This window comes from Candidatus Pelagibacter sp. Uisw_106 (genome assembly GCF_047724975.1).
GTDB lineage: Bacteria > Pseudomonadota > Alphaproteobacteria > Pelagibacterales > Pelagibacteraceae > Pelagibacter.
In genome coordinates this window covers 833,381-851,443 of the sequence record NZ_CP159819.1, presented here as the reverse complement: position 1 = coordinate 851,443, position 18,063 = coordinate 833,381, and the positions used below count along the sequence as shown (strand labels likewise).

Here is an 18,063-nt window from a genome sequence, read left to right as displayed (position 1 = left end):
CTTTGTAAAATGTACCTTAATGACCCCAGAAGTGTTGTACTACAATAGTTTTAAGGGCTTAAGTGCTATTAAAAACTTACCATTTTATATTTTTTTTTTAGTTTAATGATTTTTTTAAACATAAATTTAAAATTATTAAAAAAGTGTCACAGAATAATCCTTTTGCAATAAATCAAGTAAAACCAAAATTTAAATCCAAAGCCATTCACTATATTACAGACAAAGAAATTAAAGGCGCTAAAGCTCTGGTATTAAGTAAAGTAGCTTTAACTGTAATTTTTTTAACTTTCTTATTTCTTCTAATTTTTTCAAATCAACAAGCTAATGCAGATTGTATAATTGATGGAGTCCAATATGATATAGGAGGTAGAGCTGGCAGCGGTGTTACAGCCGTTGATCATTCACGTCCTATTCATCTTGATGCATTCTCAGGTTGGGATACCATAGGTGATGATGTCTCAACTTGTGATGTATCTCATATGACTAATTTAAGAGGTGCTTTTCACAATAAAACTTCTTTTAACCAAGACATTAGCAGTTGGGACACAGGTAGTGCGAGAAATATGTCGAATATGTTTTATAATAATGATTCATTTAACCAAGATATTAGCGGTTGGGACACGAGTAGTGTGACCAATATTAGCTATATGTTTAATGATGCTACCGCATTTAACCAAGATATTAACGGTTGGGACACGAGTAGTGTGACCAATATTAGCTATATGTTTAGTGGTGCTACCGCATTTAACGGGGATATTAGCAGTTGGGACACAAGTAGTATGATGAATATGAGCTATATGTTTAATGGTGCTACCGCATTTAACCAAAATATTAGCGGTTGGGACACAAGTAGTGCGACGACTTTTCGATATATGTTTAGATCTGCTTCCTCATTTAACCAAGATATTTTTAGTTGGGATACAAGTAGTGTGACGACTTTTGTTAAAATGTTTTGGAATGCTACTGCAATGGCTTCCGCATATAGCAATATAAGTGGTTCTTCTGGTGAATCTTATGAAAATCTTTTTGATACTTCGCCAACTTTATCTTCTTCAACCCCAGCTGATAATGCAACGAATGTTATAAAAGATGGAACCATTGTTTTAAACTTTAGTGAAAATGTTGTTGTTGGAAGTGGTAATATTACCATTAAGATAGCTTCAAGTAATGTATCTATTGAAACTATTGAAGTTAACAATCCAGAAGTTACCGGATCAGGTACCTCTCAAATAACTATTGATCCACAAACTAATTGGGGACAAAATACTGAATATTATGTGCTAATTGATGCAACAGCATTTGACGATACTAGTGGTAACTCATATGAAGGAATAAGTTCGACAACTGCTTTAACCTTTACAGTAGCAAATGATACACCAATTTTAAGTACATCTGTACCAGCTAACAATGCAACTAGTGTTGCGCTTGATGCAAACATTGTTTTAAATTTTAGTGAAAATGTTACTGCTCAAAGTGGTAATATTATTATTAAGAAAGCAGACAACACTATTTTCGAAACCATTAGTGTAACAGATACCACTAAAGTTACAGGAACAGGAACCAATCAAATAACAATTAATCCTTCTTCTGATTTTGTTCTAAATACTGACTATTATGTATTAATTGATGGAACTGCATTTGATGATACTAGTGGAGGATCATATGCAGGAATAGGCTCTACAACTGCTTTAACTTTTACAAGTTTTGCAAATGTATTACCAACTCTAAGCTCATCCACTCCAGCTGATGATGCGCCCAATGTTGCAAGGGACGCAAACATTGTTTTAAACTTTAGTGAAAATGTTACTGTTCAAACTGGTAATATTACAATTAAGAAAACAACTGACAACACTATTTTTGAGACCATTGATGTAGCAGGTAGTAAAGTTACCGGAACGGGTACTTCTCAAATAATTATTAACCCATCATCAAATTTTGACGCTGAAACAGAATATTATGTTTTGATTGATGGAACAGCATTTGATGATACTGGTAGCGGATCATATGCAGGAATAAGTTCTACAACTGCTTTAAGTTTTAGCGTTGAAAGCATGGTGGATCCAACAACTGATAAAGATACCACAGGATCAATTGATGCACAAAGTACGCAAATACAAAGTACTTTTATAAAATCTATAAGTACGGTCTCTACTAGACTTAGTTATTTAAGACAAAATAGAAGTAATGATAACTTTGCAAAGAATAATATTAAACTAGAGGGTGGCAATGTTATGCTGACATCTTTAGTAAAAACTATTTCAAACTCAAACACCACATCCCCTAAACTTTATTTAACTAAACTTATTCCTGATAATTGGTCACCTTGGTCAGAGGGTTCTATTAGTCTTTCAAAAATAAAAAACAATTCTTCAGAAATAGAAAGTCAAAGTTTAGCTTTTGGTTTTGATAGAAAATTAAATAATAATAATTTATTAGGTTTTGCTATCCAATACGGTCAAAGTGATACAGATATAGGCACAAGTGGAACTGGAATAGATAGTAAAAACTATAATCTATCACTTTATCAAACACGACCACTCAATGATGATAATTTTATTGAAGGATTAATAGGGGTTGGGATAATTGAAAAGAATCTGACAAGAAAAAGTGGAGATAATACACTTACTGGATCTAGAGATGGTGCTCAAATATTTGGTTCAATTAATTATGGTAAAACAATTGATAAGGGTGATTTTAATTTAACCCCAATTGCACGTGTTGATTTGGGTTACACTGAACTTGATGCTTACACAGAGACAGGAACTGATGCTTTATCCTATGACAAACAAACAGTTGAAAGTGGTATGGTCTCATTGGGTTTAGAATTTAATGATATCATTAATTTTTCTAATAGTTCATTTAAACCATTTGGTTTAGTGGAGTATGGTTTAGATTTTAGTAATTCTTCCGATGTTCAAATGAATTATGTATCAGATACCTCTACTACTTATACTTATACCCAGAGTGTAAACTCAACTCATTTATTAACTTCAGAAGTTGGGTTTAATTACGAAGCATTAGAAAATCTAAATATTAAAACAAGTTATAAACGTATTCAGGGTAATGAAAATGAACATGTAGATACGGTTAAATTTGCTTTTAAATTTAAATCAAGACGTGAGACAGAATACGCAATGAACATTGATGGATCTGAAGATTTAAAAGCTGGATTTAATATCTCTAAAAATATTAATGGCTTTGATCTAAAATTTAATGCCAACCAATCATTCAACGAAACTTCTGATCGGGAAGCTAAAGTTTCTCTATCTAGTGTGTTTTAAATAAATAGTAATATTTCTTGAGGGGGGGTATTAATTATTTATAATAGAGAGGGGAATTTACCCCTCTCTATAAAAATTGATTTAACCTTTAACGACTTCTCTTGTGTTTGCGTTATAAGATTCTGTAAATGGAATATCCACTACCACAGCATCAACAGGTGTTCCTGGTGTGTCGGAATATTTAGCAGGTAAGTGAACTTTGTACTTAGTTCCAACTTTACCTTTAGGGAAACCATTAGTATTTAATGTTCCCTCAAATGGTACGTATCCCATTGCTATATTTTGACCTTTTTCAGGGTGATACCAAGGAGATGTAATAAATCCTACTGGATCTCCACCACTCTCTGGTGACACCAACCAAAAGTCAGGAGCATATTCTTCAATTGGTTTTCCACCCAACTCAAGACCTACTAACTGAAGTTTGTAAGGTTTTTTTCCATCCTTAAGCTCTGCGCCCATTTTCTCTAGTGCAGCTTTTCCAACATAGTCAGCTTTTTTATCCCACTCACCTTTACCAGATAGTGAAACTTGATAACCAAGATTACACTGGAAAGGATTGTGTTGTTGATCCATGTCTTGTCCCCAAGAAAGAATTCCAGCTTGAATTCTTCTGTGGTGAGCAGGAGCAATAACCATTAAGCTATGTTTTTTTCCAGCTTCAAGAACAGCATTCCACATATCATCAGCATATTTAGTTGCTTCTCTTAAGTAGATTTCATATCCAGCTTCACCTGAGAAACCAGATTGTGAAATCACACAACTTCTGCCACCAACTTTAACTTCAGCTAAACCGTAGAAAGGCATATTGTCAAAATCAACTTGATCTCCACAAAGGTCTTTCATTAAAGCTTTTGATTTAGGACCTTGAATTTGCACTGGGCAAACATCAATTTCTTCAATTGTACAATCAAATCTTCCATCAGCGTTAACACCTTGAAGATACATTCCAATATCAGAGTCTGATAGTGAGAACCAAAATTCATCTTTTGAAATTCTAAGAAGAATAGGATCATTTAAAACTCCACCATAAGCATTACATAAAATTACATATCTTGCTCTCATAGGTGAGATTTTAGTTGCATCTCTAGTTATAACGTAGTCAGTAAACTTTTCTGCATCAGGACCTTTAACTCTAATTTGTCTTTCAACAGCAACGTTCCACATCGTAACGTGATTTTTAATTGCTTCATATTCAACCATAGCTCCACCATCTTCAGGTTTTACGTAACCTCTTGGGTGATAAATACGATTGTAAACAGTTGCTCTCCAACAACCAGCTTCCATTGATAGATGCCAGTACGGAGATTTTCTTACTCTTGTTGAAATTAACATTTCAACTTTTGTAGGCCCACTCTGTCTTAAGTTATATGGTACTTCTCGATCTGATTGATCAACTGAAGTAGCATGATTTAGTTTAGTATAGTCAAATTCATTAGACATAACCGTTCTCCTTCAACCACTTGTTAGTTTCCTTCAAGCCGCCGAATGTATAAATGTGGAAGTTGCCAGTAAACTCTTTCACTTTCCCAATTAATTCATTAGGGTCTTTAGGTTTCAATAAATCTAATGCCTTACTAAAATTAGACTTAAGAAAGTTTATAGAATTTTTCGCCCCGACAATATTAGCAAATTTAATCAAGCTAGTTATTTTCATTGGCCCAGTAATTCCTACATGCACTGGTACTGACTGCTTAGAAATGAAATCTACGATAGGTTGACTCTCTAATAACCACTGGGTCACTATATAGTCGGCGTAAGGTTTTTTATCTATCATAGCCTTTTCTAATTCTTTATCAGAAATATCCTGACTTCCCTCTGGATGTCCTGCTATTCCTATTTTAATTCCATCAAAAAATCCTGTCTCTAATATTTGAATTGAGCTATCAAATTTTCCAACTGGCTCTCTACTTCCACCAATAACTAATACTTGTTTAACACCCACATCTTTACATTTTAAAATATAATCTTTAAGTTGATCATCATCTGTAATTGATCGTGCTGGAAAATGTGGAACCGGATTAAATCCCTTTTTAACTAATTCACCTGATTGTTTAGCTGTCTCTTTATAATCTCCTCCTGGAAGCATGGTTATATAAACATCCTTAACTAGAGGCAATGTATCAAGATCTGTTTGAGGTCCAACCTCAAGTGAAAAATTCATTTTCCCCGATGATTATCTTTTTTGTAAATGCTGTCAAAGAAATTCATCTTGTGGATAAAAATATTTGTTGCCAAAAATTATGCTGGTGATAATTTTTTTTAATGTCTAAAGATCCTAAAAATCTTGAACTTTCAAAGATCTTGGATTTGGAGAAGATTAGAGTGGTTGGGAACCCTATCGAGAAAGCCCATGGTTTACCAAACGAGTGCTACACCAGCTCTGACTATCTAACGTTCGAAAGAGAGAGGATTTTCAGGGATAAATGGACAGTAATTGGGGTTGGAAGTTCTGTGCCAAATGTAGGAGACGCTCAACCTTATACTTTACTGGGCATCCCTCTTATTATTCTAAGAGACAAAGAGAAAAAAATAAGAGTATTTCACAATGTTTGCAGCCATAGAGGCTTCAAGCTTTTAGATGAGCCTTGTGCTTTAAAAAATGTCTTAAGATGTCCATATCACTCCTGGTCCTACGATTTTGATGGAAAGTTGGTTGCGACACCTCATATAGGAGGCTTGAATATTCATGAAACAGATAAATTTGATAAATCATCAAGTAACCTAAAAGAAGTTAGAACCAAAGTTTGGATGGACATAATATTTATCAATATAAATGGTAATGAATTAGAGTTTGATGAGTATATCAAGCCACTTGAAGAAAGATGGTCAAAATTCATATCCAAGGAAGATCAAAAATTACTTAAACACTCAAAGGATCATGGGTATTTCAGTCTCGATGTTAAATGTAATTGGAAGTTTGCAATAGAAAATTACTGTGAAAGTTATCATTTGCCATGGATACATCCAGAGTTAAATAAAGTTTCAAATATTAGCGACCATTATCATATTCAAGGTTTACCAAATAGATTTGCTGGCCAAGGTACAAATAAATACGAACAACCTGTTAAAGGAAATCAAAGTTTTAATAATTTTCCAAATTGGTCAAAAGAATTGTCCAAAAAAGCTGAGTATATTGCTTTATTTCCAAACGTAATGATTGGTCTTCATATAGATCATTTTTATGTTTTTTGGTTAGAACCTAAGTCTATTAGTGAAACTAAAGAACATTTAATGATGTATTATGTAGGTGATGACAGCGCAAATGGATCTGCGTTTACTGAGATGAGAAAAAAAAATGCAGAATTTTGGAAAGAAGTTATGTCAGAAGATATAAAAGCTATTGAAGGTATGCAGGAAGGTAGAAATTCACCAGCATATAATGGTGGAAATTTTTCACCAATAATGGATAACCCTACACATGAATTTCATAAATGGATTGCAACAAACTTAATTTAAAATGAAAATAATATTAATTATGGGTCTTCCAGGATCTGGCAAAACAACTTTAGCGAATGAAATTGCCCCATCACTAAATGCTAAAAGACTTAATGCTGATGAGGTTAGAAAAGAAGCTAATGATTGGGATTTTTCAGAAGAAGGTAGAATAAGACAAGCCAAAAGAATGGCAGATTTTGCAAAAAAATTAAAAGATGATGGAAATTATGTTATTGCAGACTTTGTTTGCCCAACGCCTGAAGCAAGAAGTTTATTTCCTGCAGATTATATAGTTTGGGTAAATACAATAAAAGAGGGACGTTTTGATGATACTAACAAGATGTTTGTTAAACCTGAAAAATTTGACTGTCAGGTTACAACTCAAGATGCTAAACATTGGGCACCAATAATAGTAAAGGAGATAAAATAATGACATACGAATGGGATAATAAAAAACCGACAGCACAAATGCTTGGCAGATGGCAACCATTTCATGATGGTCACTATGCTTTATTTCAAGAAATTGTTAAAAAAACGGGTCAAGTTTGTATTCAAATAAGAGATGTTCAAGGTGTTGACGATAATCCATTTGATTTTGATACAGTTAAAAAGAATATTGAAGAAAAATTAAACCCAGAATTTGAAGGAAGATTTAAAGTAATGATGGTTCCTAATATTACTAATATTTGTTACGGAAGAGGGGTTGGTTATAAAATAGAAGAAGTTGTTTTATCAGAGGAAATACAACAAATCTCTGCAACAAAAATTAGAGCTAAAATGAGAGAAGATGGCAAACTTAAGTAATATTCAAGTTAAACTTTTAAATAAAGATATTGCCTCAATCATCATTAATGAGCCAAAAACATATAATGCACTTTCATTTAAAAATTTAGAAGATTTAATTAAAGCTTTTAAAAAATTAGATGAAGATAAAAATATTAAAGTAATAATTATTGAAGGGTCTGAAAAAGGTTTTAGTGCGGGTCATAATTTAAAAGAAGTAAGCGGATTAAAGAAAAGAGAAAAATATCAAAAACTTTTTAATCTTTGCTCAAAATTAATGCTTCAAATAGTTGAAGGAAAAAAACCGGTTATTGCAAAAGTTCATGGGGCAGCATTTGCTGCGGGATGTCAATTAGTTGCAAGTTGTGATCTTGCTTACAGTGCTAATGATGCAATTTTTGCAACACCAGGAGTAAATATAGGCTTATTTTGTAGTACACCAATGGTTGCTGTTAGCAGAAAAGTTAATAGAAAAAGAATGATGCAGATGCTGTTAACTGGCGAACCCATTAAAGCAAATTATGCAAAAGAAATTGGATTAATTAATAATCATTTTTCTAAATCAAAATTAAACAATGAAGTATTAAAAGTTGCCAAAACTATTGCTTCAAAATCAAGTTTTACAATTAAAATCGGCAAACAAACTTTTTATAATCAATTAGAAATGCCATTAAGAAAAGCTTATGCTTATACAAGTAAAATGATGACTAAAAATATGATGGCAATGGATGCAAAAGAAGGAATATCTGCATTTTTACAAAAAAGAAAACCTAAATGGAAAAACAAATAATAGACGATAAAATAAAAGAACTATTTATTAGCTCAAGAGTAATAGCTTTAGTTGGGGCAAGTAAAAAAAAAGAAAAAGATTCAAATATAGTAATGAAATTCTTACAAAAATCTGGTTATAAAGTTATTCCTGTAAACCCAACATGTGTAAATGAAACAATACATGGAGAAAAAGTTTATGGAACTCTATTAGATATAAAAGAAAAAGTAGACATAGTTGATGTTTTTAGACCAAGTGAAGAGACTATAGATATAGCCAATCAAACTAAAGAAATTGGGGCACATGTTTTGTGGCTACAACTTAATATTGAAAATGATAAGGCTAAAGAAATTGCTACAAAAAATAAAATTTATTATATTGCTAACAAATGTACTAAAATTGAATTTCAAAAATTATTTGGAATAATTTAGAAATTATTTCTATTAAATTAATAATTAATATTTTGAGGATAAACCTAGTTTTTCCATTTTTACAGGGCTAGTTTTTGACTACCCATGCTCGATGATAAAAATCATCTATATTTTTTTGAATTAACCCCTTGGCAATTTGAGTAGCTTCTTGCTCTTCAAAAGGGCCATGTTTTTTTTCAGTATTCTTTAATATTGTTTCAATTTCATTAGGGTTGGTATGCTCACCTTCAATTACATAAAAATTTTTCATGGCTTTCTTATAGAACTAGTTTAAAAATACACAAATGAAAAAAATATTTCTTTTATATGGTCATTATAACGAAAAATCTTTTAACGCTGCTATTAGAGATACATTTATAAAAACAGCTGAAGCAAATGGTCATTCAGTTGATTGTGTAGATCTATACAAGGAAAAATTTAACCCTGTTTTTGCAGGTGAACAAGCTGGTGAAGATGTTCTAGATCACCGTAGACGAATTGAGAAGTGTGATACTATTGTTTTAATTGCACCTATTTGGAACTTTAGAATGCCAGCAATTGTGGAGGGATGGATAGATAAAGTTTTGTCACCACCATGGGCATTTACATTTAAAAAATTAGTTGGAAATTATGGTTATCCAATGGGAAATTTAAAAGATAAAAAAGCTATAATTTTTTGTACCTATGGATCACCAAGGCTCGCTATTACAACCTTCTTTTTAAATCTGCCTATAAGAAGATTAAAAAGAGGGGTATTTCACATGTGTGGCATTTATAATATTGTTTACAGAAGATATTTTGCTGTACCGTTTGTTAGTGATAAAAAAAGAGAACAATTTTTGGAAGACGTCAGAACAACTGCACAAAATATATAAAGTAATTTTAATTACTTTATTTTTAACATCTCCATCATTTGCTGAATTAGTTAAGCCTAATAATGGGATTGAACCTTATCAAGTTGTCAAAATCCAATTAAGAAGTTTAAAACAGAATGATAATCCAAAAAAAGATAATGGAATTGAGCAGACTTGGGAATTTGCACATCCAAATAATCAAAAAAATACAGGTCCTTTAGATCGATTTAAAACAATGATAAAAGGAAAATCTTATGTGATGCTTCTTAATCACTTGGACCATAAGGTTGTGGAGATAAAATCTGATGATTTAACTGCTCTTTTTGAAGTAACAGTTCTTGATAGAGATAAGGTCTACTATAAATTTAAGTGGGCAGTTGAAAAATATATAAAAGAGGGTGCTCTTAAGGACTGCTGGCTGACCACAATGGTATCCGCACCAATGCCTCTTGGATCTTCAGTTTAAGCTAATAACTAAACGATTTTTGTTTCGTTAATAATAAAAAAATAGTAGGAATCGGACTAATGAAATCTAAAGCTAAAGTTGTTGTAGTTGGTGGTGGTGTAGTAGGAGTTAGTGCACTTTATCACTTAGCAAAAAAAGGTTTATCAGATGTTGTTCTTGTCGAGAGAAAAGAATTAACTTCAGGATCAACTTGGCACGCAGCAGGTCTGCTTCCATTATTTAATATGAGTTATTCAGTTGGACAACTTCATAAGTATGCGGTTGATCTTTATAAAAAATTAGAAGAAGAGACAGGACAAAATGTTGGTTTCAGTGTTGTCTCAAATATTCGTTTAGCAAGTACTAAAGATAGAATGGATGAGTACCACCAATATGCAGGTGTTGCACAAACTATAGGTGTTGATGTAAAATTTTTAACTCCAGATCAGGTAAAAGAAATTTGGCCTTTATGTCGTACAGATGATTTACTTGGAGCAATCCAACACCCAGAGGATGGATATATTCAACCTGCTGATTTAACTCAAGCAATGGCTACGGGTGCAAGAAATATGGGTGCTGAGATTTATAGAAATACGTCTGTAGTTGGAATTAAACAAACTAAAGATGGATGGACTGTTGAAACTGACAAAGGAGCTATTGAATGTGAACATGTAATTTCTTGTTCAGGAAATTTTGCAAGACAAACAGGAAAAATGGTTGGTTTAGATATTCCTGCCATACCTGTTGAGCATCAATATATTGTAACAGAAGCGCACCCAGATATTTTAAAAAGAAAAAAAGAAGGCTTACCAGAGATGGGAGTTTTAAGAGATAGTGATAGCAGATGGTACATGAGAGAAGAAGCAGGTGGTTTAATTTTAGGACCCTATGAGGATGGTGCTCCAGCTTGTTATGTTGATGGACCATCAAAAGATTCTGAGTATGAATTATTTCAAGAAGATTTAGACAGACTTGCTCCACACATAGAAGGTGCAATTCATCGAGTTCCAGCTTTTGGAGAAGTTGGTGTAAAAAAAGTTTATAATGGTGCAATTTGTTACACACCTGATGGAAACCCAATTGTAGGACCGGCGTGGGGACTTAAAAATTTCTGGATTAATGAAGGGCATAGTTTTGGTATTACTGCTGCAGGTGGTGCTGGATGGCAACTTGCTGAATGGATTGTAGATGGAGAACCAACGGTTGATATGCTTGGCGTTGACCCAAGAAGATTTGGTGATTATGCAACAAAATCTTATTTAAAAGAAAAAAACGAAGAAGCTTATAACCATGTATTTAAAGTCCATTACCCAGATGAAGAAAGAGGTGCCGCTAGAGAATTAAGAACATCACCTTGTTATGATAGAATGAAAGCATTAGGTGCAGTATTTGGGCAAAAATTTGGTTGGGAGAGACCTAATTTCTTTGCAGTAGATGGAATGGAGCAAAAAGATGATTGGTCTTTTAGAAGATCCAAGTGGTTTGAGGCAATAAAAAAAGAATGTAAAAATGTAAAAGAAAATGTGGGTCTTTTAGATATGACTGCATTTGCAAAATGCAGAATTAAAGGTCCTGGGGCTGAAGAGTTTTTAGATTATTTAGTAGCAAACAAACTTCCAAAAAAAATAGGAAGAATTGGTTTATGTCATGCCCTTAATACTAAAGGAGGAGTGCATTCTGAATTTACAATAATGAGAGAAGCTCTAGATAGTTTCTATTTAGTTTCTGCAGGAGCAAACCAAAGATTAGACCATGATTGGATTCAAAAATGGATGCCAAATGATGGGACAGTTCAATTTGAAAATCTAACTAATAGTATGGGTGTACTTGTTGTGTCTGGTCCAAAGGCTAGAGAATTAATGACAAGAGTTTCCAGCGATGATTTTTCTGGTGAAAACTTTAAATGGTTGAGTGCAAAAAATGTGAATGTTGGAAATGCACCAGTGAATGCTATGAGAGTAAACTTTGTTGGTGAATTAGGTTGGGAGCTTCATCATCCAATTGAATACCAAAACCATATATTTGATAAATTAATGGAAGCTGGAAAAGATTTAAGTATTAAGCCTTATGGGATTAGAGCGATGAATAGTTTAAGACTTGAAAAATCTTATAAACTTGTTGGGACAGAATTATCAATTGAATATTCACCTTACGAATCTGGACTGGATAGATTTATACATCCTAATAAAGGAAACTTTATTGGCTTAGAAGCGCTTAATAAATGGAGAGAAAAAGGTTTTAAAAATAAACTGGTTACTATGGAAATTCACAATGTTGAAGATGCTGATGTTCTAGGAAACAATCCAATTTATGAAAACGACAAAGTTGTTGGACGTGCAACAGGAGGGGATTTTGGATTTAGACTAGGTAAATCGATTGCATTAGGAATGGTGAACCCAGATGTTGCGACAACTGGTCAAAAATTGAAAATTGATATTTTAGGAAAAATGTACGATGCTACTATATTGGATGAGAGTCCTTACGATCCAGAAAATAATTTATTGAGAGCATAATGAAAATATTAGTCGCTGTTAAAAGAGTAATTGATTACAACGTTCAAGTCAGAGTTAAAGAGGATGGAACTGGTGTTGTTACTGATAATGTAAAAATGTCGAGTAATCCACCCGATGATAATGCGATTGAAGAGGCTGTAAAAATTAAAGAAGCAGGTAAGGCGACAGAAATTATTGCAATTACAGTTGGTGAAGAAAAGTCACAAGAAACTGTAAGAAAAGCTTTGGCAGTTGGTGCTGATAGAGGAATTTTAATCAAAACTGAAGGAATTGTTGAGCCATTAGCCGTAGCAAAAGCACTACAAAAAATTGTTGAAAAAGAAAAACCAGACCTAGTTTTTATGGGTAAACAAGCAATTGATGATGACTGTAATCAAACAGGCCAAATGTTAAGTGCTTTATTGAATTGGCCTCAAGCAACATTTGCATCAAAAATTGAAATAAAAGACAAAACTTTGGAAGTAACAAGAGAAATTGATGAAGGATTAGAAACAATTGAAGTTAGCCTTCCAGCTATTGTGACATGTGATTTAAGATTAAATGAGCCACGTTATGCTTCACTACCAAATATTATGAAATCTAAAAAAAAACCTTTAGAAATTTTAACAGCTGCTGACTTAGGAGTTGACACCACACCTAGAGTTCAACAAATTAAAGTAGAAGAACCACCAAAAAGAAAAGCAGGAATTAAAGTTGCAAGTGTTGCCGAGTTAGTTAGCAAACTTAAAAATGAGGCAAAGGTAATATAATGTCAGTTTTATTAATAGCAGAGCATAATAATAAAGAAGTAAGACCTTTTACATTAAACGCAATTACTGCAGCATCACAAATGGATGGAGATGTACATGTTTTATTAATTGGAAATAATTGTGGAGATGTTGCTAAATCATTATCTGAAATGCCAGCTGTTAAAAAAGTATTACATGCTGAAGCTGCCCATTATGAAAACTATTTAGCAGAAAACTTTGCACCATTAGTTGTAAAAGTTTCAGAAAATTATTCTCATATTGTTAGTTCTGCAAATACATTTGGTAAAAATTTGATGCCAAGAATAGCAGCACACTTAGATATATCTCAAGTAAGTGATATTACTAAAGTGATATCAGCTGATACATTCATAAGACCTATTTATGCGGGTAATGCATTCGCTACAGTAAAAAGTACAGACACAAAAAAATGTATAACAATTAGACCAACATCTTTTGAGCCTTGTGAAACTTCTGGTGGGTCTGCTCCAATAGAAAAAATTGAAGCTACTGAAGAGTTTACGTTATCAAAATTTATTAAAAGAGAAGAGGTTAAGTCAGACAGACCTGAACTTGGAACTGCTAGAATTGTAGTTTCTGGTGGAAGAGGAATGCAAAATGGAGAAAATTTTAAATTAATAACTGATATTGCAGATAAATTAAATGCAGCAATTGGAGCATCACGTGCAGCAGTTGATGCGGGATACATTAGTAACGAACATCAAGTTGGTCAAACTGGTAAAGTTGTTGTGCCTGATTTGTATATTGCAGTTGGAATTTCAGGAGCAATTCAGCATTTAGCTGGAATGAAAGAAAGTAAAATTATTGTTGCTATAAATAAAGATGGTGAAGCGCCAATATTTAGTGTCGCAGATTACGGTCTGGAAGCAGACTTATTTGAGGCATTACCTCAATTCTTAGAAGAGTTGAATAAATTAAATAGTATACAAAAATAATCAGTACTGTAAAAATTCAAGATATGCCTAGAGAAGCAATGGATTATGATGTGGTAATCGTTGGGGGTGGTCCTTCAGGACTATCTACGGCAATTAAACTTAAACAATTAGATCCAGAATTAAATGTGTGTTTACTTGAAAAAGCTTCAGAGATTGGTGCGCATATTTTAAGCGGTAATGTGTTCGAAACTAGAGCTTTAGATGAGTTATTACCAAACTGGAAAGAACTTAATTCACCTATAAAAACTAAGGTTTCTAAAGAAAAATTCTTATTTTTAGGAAAATCAAAATCATTAAGCTGGCCGACATGGCTACTTCCATCAGTTCAACAAAATCATAATAATTACATAATCAGTTTAGCAAACCTATGTAGATGGCTAGCAGAACAAGCCGAAGCTTTAGGTGTAGAAATATTTCCAGGCTTTCCTGCAAGTGAAATTTTATACAAAGAAGATGGATCAGTTAAGGGAGTTGCAACTCAAGACATGGGAGTTGATAAAGATGGAAACAAAAAAGATGGCTTTGAACCAGGCATAGAGCTTTTGGGAAAAGTCACTGTTTTTGCAGAAGGATGCAGAGGACATCTTGGAAAACAATTAATTGAAAAATATAATTTATCAGAAGGTAAAGATCCTCAGCAATATGGAATCGGGTTTAAAGAAATTTGGGAAATCAGTGAACAAAATCATGAAGAGGGAATGGTAATTCATACTGCAGGTTGGCCACTAGATAACAATACTTATGGCGGAAGCTTTATCTATCACGCAGAAAACAAACAAGTTTTTTTAGGTTACGTAATTGGTCTTGATTATAAAAACCCACATCTTTCACCGTTTGATGAGTTTCAAAGATTTAAAACTCATCCTGCAATTAAAAAAATAATTGAAGGTGGAAAACGTATTTCATATGGCGCACGTGCTTTAATTGAAGGTGGACTTCAAAGTTTACCAAAAATGTTTATGCCAGGTGCTTTGTTAATCGGTTGTGATGCGGGAACTTTAAATATGCCTAAGATCAAAGGATCACACACTGCAATGAAAAGTGGAATGATTGCTGCTGAAACTATAAGTGAACATTTAAAAGAAAAGCAAGATTTATCAATTTACGAAGATAAATTTAAAAAAAGTTGGGTTTATGAAGAACTACATACTGCCAGGAATGTTAAGCCTAGTTTTAGCTGGGGTTTAATTCTTGGAATAATATTTACTGGAATTGATCAAATATTATTTAGAGGAAAATTACCTTTTACCTTAAGGCACAAACATGCTGACCACGAAACACTAAAACCAGCAAATGAAATGCCAAAAATTGATTACCCTAAACCAGATAATGTGATTACATTTGATAAAACAAGTTCTGTTTATTTAACAGGAACTAATCATACTGATAATCAGCCTGTACACTTACAGTTAAAAGATCCAAACTTACCTATAAATTACACTTTAGAAAAATTTGATGAGCCCGCACAAAGATATTGTCCTGCAGGTGTTTATGAGGTTCAAAATGAAAATGGTGTTAATAAATTTATAATTAATTCACAAAATTGTATTCATTGTAAAACTTGTGATATTAAAGAACCTTCTCAAAATATTACGTGGGTTACCCCTGAAGGAAGTGGCGGACCTAAGTACGGAAATATGTAATTTTCGTTGTGCTCTTCTTTATGATTTTGAAAGAGCACAACGAAAAATATCTTTTTTAAAAAGATAAAATTAACCCAACAACGAAAATAAGTGAGAGTGTTAGTCCTAAAAAAACTAGGTTTGTTAGAGTTTCTTTTTCTTTAACTTTTCTAGCTCTATTTAAGAGAATATTTATATCAACACGACCTGATGATGAAACTTCCTCACTCTTTTCAGCGGTCGCCAAAGAAGGAAGATTATTAACCCTTGTATTAATTATTTTTTCTGCACTCATGTATAGAATTAATCATTGTAAAGTATGTTAAACAATTAAAGAATAGTTCATTATGGGCTAAGTTGTTTACTTTGATGTTCATTTTGGGTTAAACTTATAAATATATTATGTCTATATTTTTTCCAAAAATATCAAAACAAATTCTTAGTAAGGATATTTTTTATATATTAAATAAAAATTACACTACCGTTCAGCCTATTTGGGTACCAATACAAATGGAATGGATGAATAATCTTTATAGAACTTTTCATGATTATGAAAAGTTCATGATTATCATGTATTTAATGACTAAAACATTTGAATATTATTCAAAAAATTTTGTGAAATTAAATTATGATGAGTTTTTTAGTCAATATGAAATTGAAGTAGAAACACTTAATTTAATAGAAATATCTAAAAAACTTAACATACCAAAAGAGACAACTAGAAGAAAAATTAATGAATTAGAAGAATTAGGATCAATTAAAAAAATAAATAAAAAAATTATAATTGATAGAAGTACTTGGCCAAATATAAAACCTCAAGTAACAATGAAAAACATGTCATTTTTTTTATCAGCTCTGTCAAAAATGATGGTTAAAGAGGGATTAATGATAGAAACAATTAGCTCAGAGCAGTTAGTAGGAACAGTTAAAAATAATTTTTCATTCGTTTGGAAACTTTACTACGATATGCAATTGCCAATGCTATTAACATTTAAAAAAATCCATGGTGATTTAGAAAGCTTTCATATTCACGGCACTTGCTTAACTAATCATGTATTAAATGCTAAAAAAAATGATAATAGTGAAATGAGCAAAGAATTATATTTAGACAAGTATTTTTTTGGTGATAAACAAGAATTTTCAGGCATTAATGCAATGTCAATTTCAGATATTACGGGCATACCAAGAGCTACAGTTATTAGAAAATTAAATAAATTGGTTAAAGAAAATTTTTTAACAATAGATAGTAAAAAACATTACTCAACTAACAAAACAATTCATCAAAAAAAAATAATGAGAATCCAAAATAATACTTTTATTAATCTATCTAAATTTGCTGAACGTATTTATAATTTGAGTTTAATAGAAATAAATAATTAAAATCTAAGTATTTTTTTTAACAATAAATACAAAAACTATCGAAGTTATCATCATCATCAAAGCATAAGCAGCTGTTGGTACAATGAAAGCAGTTATATTTTCACTAAACATTTGTGTTCCAACAAAAAGTGCTAATGTTCCATTTTGAAGTCCACACTCTATTGCAATACATCTTTGTTGTGCAACTCCGGATGCAAAGTATTTTGCAATATAAAACCCTAAAATCATCATTGTTAAGTTTAAGATCAAAACAACCAAACCTGCATTCACAATATAAGAAATAATATTATTCCATTCTTGTATATAAATAGCAGCAAACACTAATATGAATAATATAACTGAAATTTTTTGAATTAAAGAAGCTTGATTATCAACAAAATTTTTAGCAAAATGCCTAATTATCATTCCAATTATTACTGGAACGGTAACAACAAGAAACATTTTTAAAGCAATACTGGTAATTGATATTTCCTTAATAACACTTATTTCAAAAAAATTAATAGACGCAAACATTATAAATGGAACAGAAATAATACTAATCAAGCTAACAACTGCAGTTAGTGATACTGAAAGTGCAACGTCACCATCAGCAAATTTAGTAATTACATTTGATGTAACACCACCGGGCGCACATGCAATTAGCATCAGCCCAACAGCAAGTTCTGCTGATAGGTTTAATAGTAATGCTAAAGAAAGAGCAACGACTGGTAGCAAAACTAACTGAGAAATAAAACCAACTAAAAAATCTTTTGGAATTTTAACTACTTTTATAAAATCTTGAATAGTCAAACCCAATCCAAGCCCCAACATTATAAGAGCCAAAGCTAATGGGGCTATTTTTGTAGCTATTTCCATTGGTAAAACTTATT

The 18,063-nt window shown here is 32.2% G+C and carries 18 protein-coding genes; 13 read left to right on the top strand and 5 right to left on the bottom strand.

The genetic code is table 11. The features are described from left to right. Nucleotides 1-143 precede the first annotated feature (143 nt). Nucleotides 144-3,281 (top strand): BspA family leucine-rich repeat surface protein, encoded by a 3,138-nt coding sequence (locus ABXT45_RS04770; RefSeq protein ID WP_415312968.1) that lies wholly within the window; start codon nucleotides 144-146, stop codon nucleotides 3,279-3,281. Between the two features lie 81 nt (nucleotides 3,282-3,362). On the opposite strand, the gene ABXT45_RS04765 is transcribed toward ABXT45_RS04770, so the two are convergent. Both ABXT45_RS04765 and ABXT45_RS04760 read right to left on the bottom strand, forming a co-directional pair. After that, nucleotides 3,363-4,721, bottom strand: a complete 1,359-nt coding sequence (locus ABXT45_RS04765; protein ID WP_415312967.1) for an aminomethyl transferase family protein — start codon at nucleotides 4,719-4,721, stop codon at nucleotides 3,363-3,365. Then, a complete protein-coding gene (locus tag ABXT45_RS04760; protein WP_415312966.1) occupies nucleotides 4,714-5,442 on the bottom strand; it encodes a methylenetetrahydrofolate reductase in 729 nt (242 codons plus the stop codon). The genes ABXT45_RS04765 and ABXT45_RS04760 overlap by 8 nt, the downstream gene beginning before the upstream one ends. A gap of 101 nt (nucleotides 5,443-5,543) precedes the next feature. On the opposite strand from ABXT45_RS04760, the gene ABXT45_RS04755 reads away from it, so the two are divergent. From ABXT45_RS04755 to ABXT45_RS04735, 5 genes are read left to right on the top strand one after another with little or no spacing between them, the layout of a single operon-like run. Continuing rightward, the gene (locus ABXT45_RS04755; RefSeq protein ID WP_415312965.1) at nucleotides 5,544-6,737 is read left to right on the top strand and encodes an aromatic ring-hydroxylating oxygenase subunit alpha; all 1,194 of its coding nucleotides are present in this window, start codon (nucleotides 5,544-5,546) and stop codon (nucleotides 6,735-6,737) included. A gap of 1 nt (nucleotide 6,738) precedes the next feature. Continuing rightward, nucleotides 6,739-7,146, top strand: a complete 408-nt coding sequence (locus tag ABXT45_RS04750) for an adenylyl-sulfate kinase (RefSeq protein WP_271525845.1) — start codon at nucleotides 6,739-6,741, stop codon at nucleotides 7,144-7,146. Beyond that, nucleotides 7,146-7,520, top strand: coding sequence for a cytidyltransferase (locus tag ABXT45_RS04745; protein WP_415277858.1), 375 nt, complete (start codon nucleotides 7,146-7,148; stop codon nucleotides 7,518-7,520). The genes ABXT45_RS04750 and ABXT45_RS04745 overlap by 1 nt, the downstream gene beginning before the upstream one ends. Beyond that, complete coding sequence (locus tag ABXT45_RS04740) at nucleotides 7,504-8,289, top strand: enoyl-CoA hydratase (RefSeq protein ID WP_415312964.1); 786 nt, start codon at nucleotides 7,504-7,506, stop codon at nucleotides 8,287-8,289. Before ABXT45_RS04745 ends, ABXT45_RS04740 begins: the two co-directional genes overlap by 17 nt. After that, on the top strand, nucleotides 8,274-8,699 hold the full coding sequence (locus tag ABXT45_RS04735; RefSeq protein ID WP_415312963.1) for a CoA-binding protein: 426 nt from the start codon (nucleotides 8,274-8,276) through the stop codon (nucleotides 8,697-8,699). The genes ABXT45_RS04740 and ABXT45_RS04735 overlap by 16 nt, the downstream gene beginning before the upstream one ends. 67 nt (nucleotides 8,700-8,766) lie before the next feature. Here the strand turns inward: ABXT45_RS04735 and ABXT45_RS04730 are convergent, their stop codons facing one another. Next, nucleotides 8,767-8,949 carry a hypothetical protein gene (locus tag ABXT45_RS04730; RefSeq protein WP_415285062.1) on the bottom strand — a complete coding sequence of 61 codons (183 nt, stop codon included), beginning with the start codon at nucleotides 8,947-8,949 and terminating at the stop codon, nucleotides 8,767-8,769. Nucleotides 8,950-8,983: 34 nt separating this feature from the next. Here ABXT45_RS04730 and ABXT45_RS04725 point away from each other — a divergent pair, with 34 nt between their 5' ends. Genes ABXT45_RS04725 through ABXT45_RS04700 form a run of 6 tightly spaced genes read left to right on the top strand, consistent with a single transcriptional unit; the run spans nucleotide 8,984 to nucleotide 15,835 of the window. Next, nucleotides 8,984-9,553: an NAD(P)H-dependent oxidoreductase gene (locus tag ABXT45_RS04725; RefSeq protein ID WP_415312962.1), complete on the top strand. Its 570-nt coding sequence runs from the start codon at nucleotides 8,984-8,986 to the stop codon at nucleotides 9,551-9,553. Further along, a complete protein-coding gene (locus tag ABXT45_RS04720) occupies nucleotides 9,495-9,998 on the top strand; it encodes a DUF4864 domain-containing protein (RefSeq protein ID WP_415312961.1) in 504 nt (167 codons plus the stop codon). The genes ABXT45_RS04725 and ABXT45_RS04720 overlap by 59 nt, the downstream gene beginning before the upstream one ends. Before the next feature lie 59 nt (nucleotides 9,999-10,057). Next, complete coding sequence (locus ABXT45_RS04715; RefSeq protein WP_415312960.1) at nucleotides 10,058-12,490, top strand: GcvT family protein; 2,433 nt, start codon at nucleotides 10,058-10,060, stop codon at nucleotides 12,488-12,490. Next, nucleotides 12,490-13,239 (top strand): electron transfer flavoprotein subunit beta/FixA family protein, encoded by a 750-nt coding sequence (locus ABXT45_RS04710; protein ID WP_415312959.1) that lies wholly within the window; start codon nucleotides 12,490-12,492, stop codon nucleotides 13,237-13,239. The genes ABXT45_RS04715 and ABXT45_RS04710 overlap by 1 nt, the downstream gene beginning before the upstream one ends. Further along, the gene (locus ABXT45_RS04705) at nucleotides 13,239-14,192 is read left to right on the top strand and encodes an electron transfer flavoprotein subunit alpha/FixB family protein (protein WP_415312958.1); all 954 of its coding nucleotides are present in this window, start codon (nucleotides 13,239-13,241) and stop codon (nucleotides 14,190-14,192) included. The genes ABXT45_RS04710 and ABXT45_RS04705 overlap by 1 nt, the downstream gene beginning before the upstream one ends. Nucleotides 14,193-14,215: 23 nt before the next feature. Next, complete coding sequence (locus ABXT45_RS04700; protein ID WP_415312957.1) at nucleotides 14,216-15,835, top strand: electron transfer flavoprotein-ubiquinone oxidoreductase; 1,620 nt, start codon at nucleotides 14,216-14,218, stop codon at nucleotides 15,833-15,835. A 55-nt stretch (nucleotides 15,836-15,890) separates the two neighbouring features. On the opposite strand, the gene ABXT45_RS04695 is transcribed toward ABXT45_RS04700, so the two are convergent. Continuing rightward, nucleotides 15,891-16,109: a hypothetical protein gene (locus tag ABXT45_RS04695; protein WP_415312956.1), complete on the bottom strand. Its 219-nt coding sequence runs from the start codon at nucleotides 16,107-16,109 to the stop codon at nucleotides 15,891-15,893. A 107-nt stretch (nucleotides 16,110-16,216) separates the two neighbouring features. On the opposite strand from ABXT45_RS04695, the gene ABXT45_RS04690 reads away from it, so the two are divergent. Next, the gene (locus tag ABXT45_RS04690; protein ID WP_415312955.1) at nucleotides 16,217-17,194 is read left to right on the top strand and encodes a hypothetical protein; all 978 of its coding nucleotides are present in this window, start codon (nucleotides 16,217-16,219) and stop codon (nucleotides 17,192-17,194) included. A gap of 3 nt (nucleotides 17,195-17,197) precedes the next feature. Here the strand turns inward: ABXT45_RS04690 and ABXT45_RS04685 are convergent, their stop codons facing one another. Then, nucleotides 17,198-18,049 (bottom strand): bile acid:sodium symporter family protein, encoded by an 852-nt coding sequence (locus tag ABXT45_RS04685; RefSeq protein WP_415312954.1) that lies wholly within the window; start codon nucleotides 18,047-18,049, stop codon nucleotides 17,198-17,200. Nucleotides 18,050-18,063: the final 14 nt, after the last annotated feature.

Excerpts from the sequence above, each read along its gene's own strand:
- ABXT45_RS04765 (WP_415312967.1), bottom strand. The coding sequence starts at position 4,721 with ATGTCTAATGAATTTGACTATACTAAACTAAATCATGCTACTTCAGTT.
- ABXT45_RS04760 (WP_415312966.1), bottom strand. The coding sequence starts at position 5,442 with ATGAATTTTTCACTTGAGGTTGGACCTCAAACAGATCTTGATACATTG.
- ABXT45_RS04755 (WP_415312965.1), top strand. The coding sequence starts at position 5,544 with ATGTCTAAAGATCCTAAAAATCTTGAACTTTCAAAGATCTTGGATTTG.
- ABXT45_RS04750 (WP_271525845.1), top strand. The coding sequence starts at position 6,739 with ATGAAAATAATATTAATTATGGGTCTTCCAGGATCTGGCAAAACAACT.
- ABXT45_RS04745 (WP_415277858.1), top strand. The coding sequence starts at position 7,146 with ATGACATACGAATGGGATAATAAAAAACCGACAGCACAAATGCTTGGC.
- ABXT45_RS04740 (WP_415312964.1), top strand. The coding sequence starts at position 7,504 with ATGGCAAACTTAAGTAATATTCAAGTTAAACTTTTAAATAAAGATATT.
- ABXT45_RS04735 (WP_415312963.1), top strand. The coding sequence starts at position 8,274 with ATGGAAAAACAAATAATAGACGATAAAATAAAAGAACTATTTATTAGC.
- ABXT45_RS04730 (WP_415285062.1), bottom strand. The coding sequence starts at position 8,949 with ATGAAAAATTTTTATGTAATTGAAGGTGAGCATACCAACCCTAATGAA.
- ABXT45_RS04725 (WP_415312962.1), top strand. The coding sequence starts at position 8,984 with ATGAAAAAAATATTTCTTTTATATGGTCATTATAACGAAAAATCTTTT.
- ABXT45_RS04715 (WP_415312960.1), top strand. The coding sequence starts at position 10,058 with ATGAAATCTAAAGCTAAAGTTGTTGTAGTTGGTGGTGGTGTAGTAGGA.
- ABXT45_RS04710 (WP_415312959.1), top strand. The coding sequence starts at position 12,490 with ATGAAAATATTAGTCGCTGTTAAAAGAGTAATTGATTACAACGTTCAA.
- ABXT45_RS04705 (WP_415312958.1), top strand. The coding sequence starts at position 13,239 with ATGTCAGTTTTATTAATAGCAGAGCATAATAATAAAGAAGTAAGACCT.
- ABXT45_RS04700 (WP_415312957.1), top strand. The coding sequence starts at position 14,216 with ATGCCTAGAGAAGCAATGGATTATGATGTGGTAATCGTTGGGGGTGGT.
- ABXT45_RS04695 (WP_415312956.1), bottom strand. The coding sequence starts at position 16,109 with ATGAGTGCAGAAAAAATAATTAATACAAGGGTTAATAATCTTCCTTCT.
- ABXT45_RS04690 (WP_415312955.1), top strand. The coding sequence starts at position 16,217 with ATGTCTATATTTTTTCCAAAAATATCAAAACAAATTCTTAGTAAGGAT.
- ABXT45_RS04685 (WP_415312954.1), bottom strand. The coding sequence starts at position 18,049 with ATGGAAATAGCTACAAAAATAGCCCCATTAGCTTTGGCTCTTATAATG.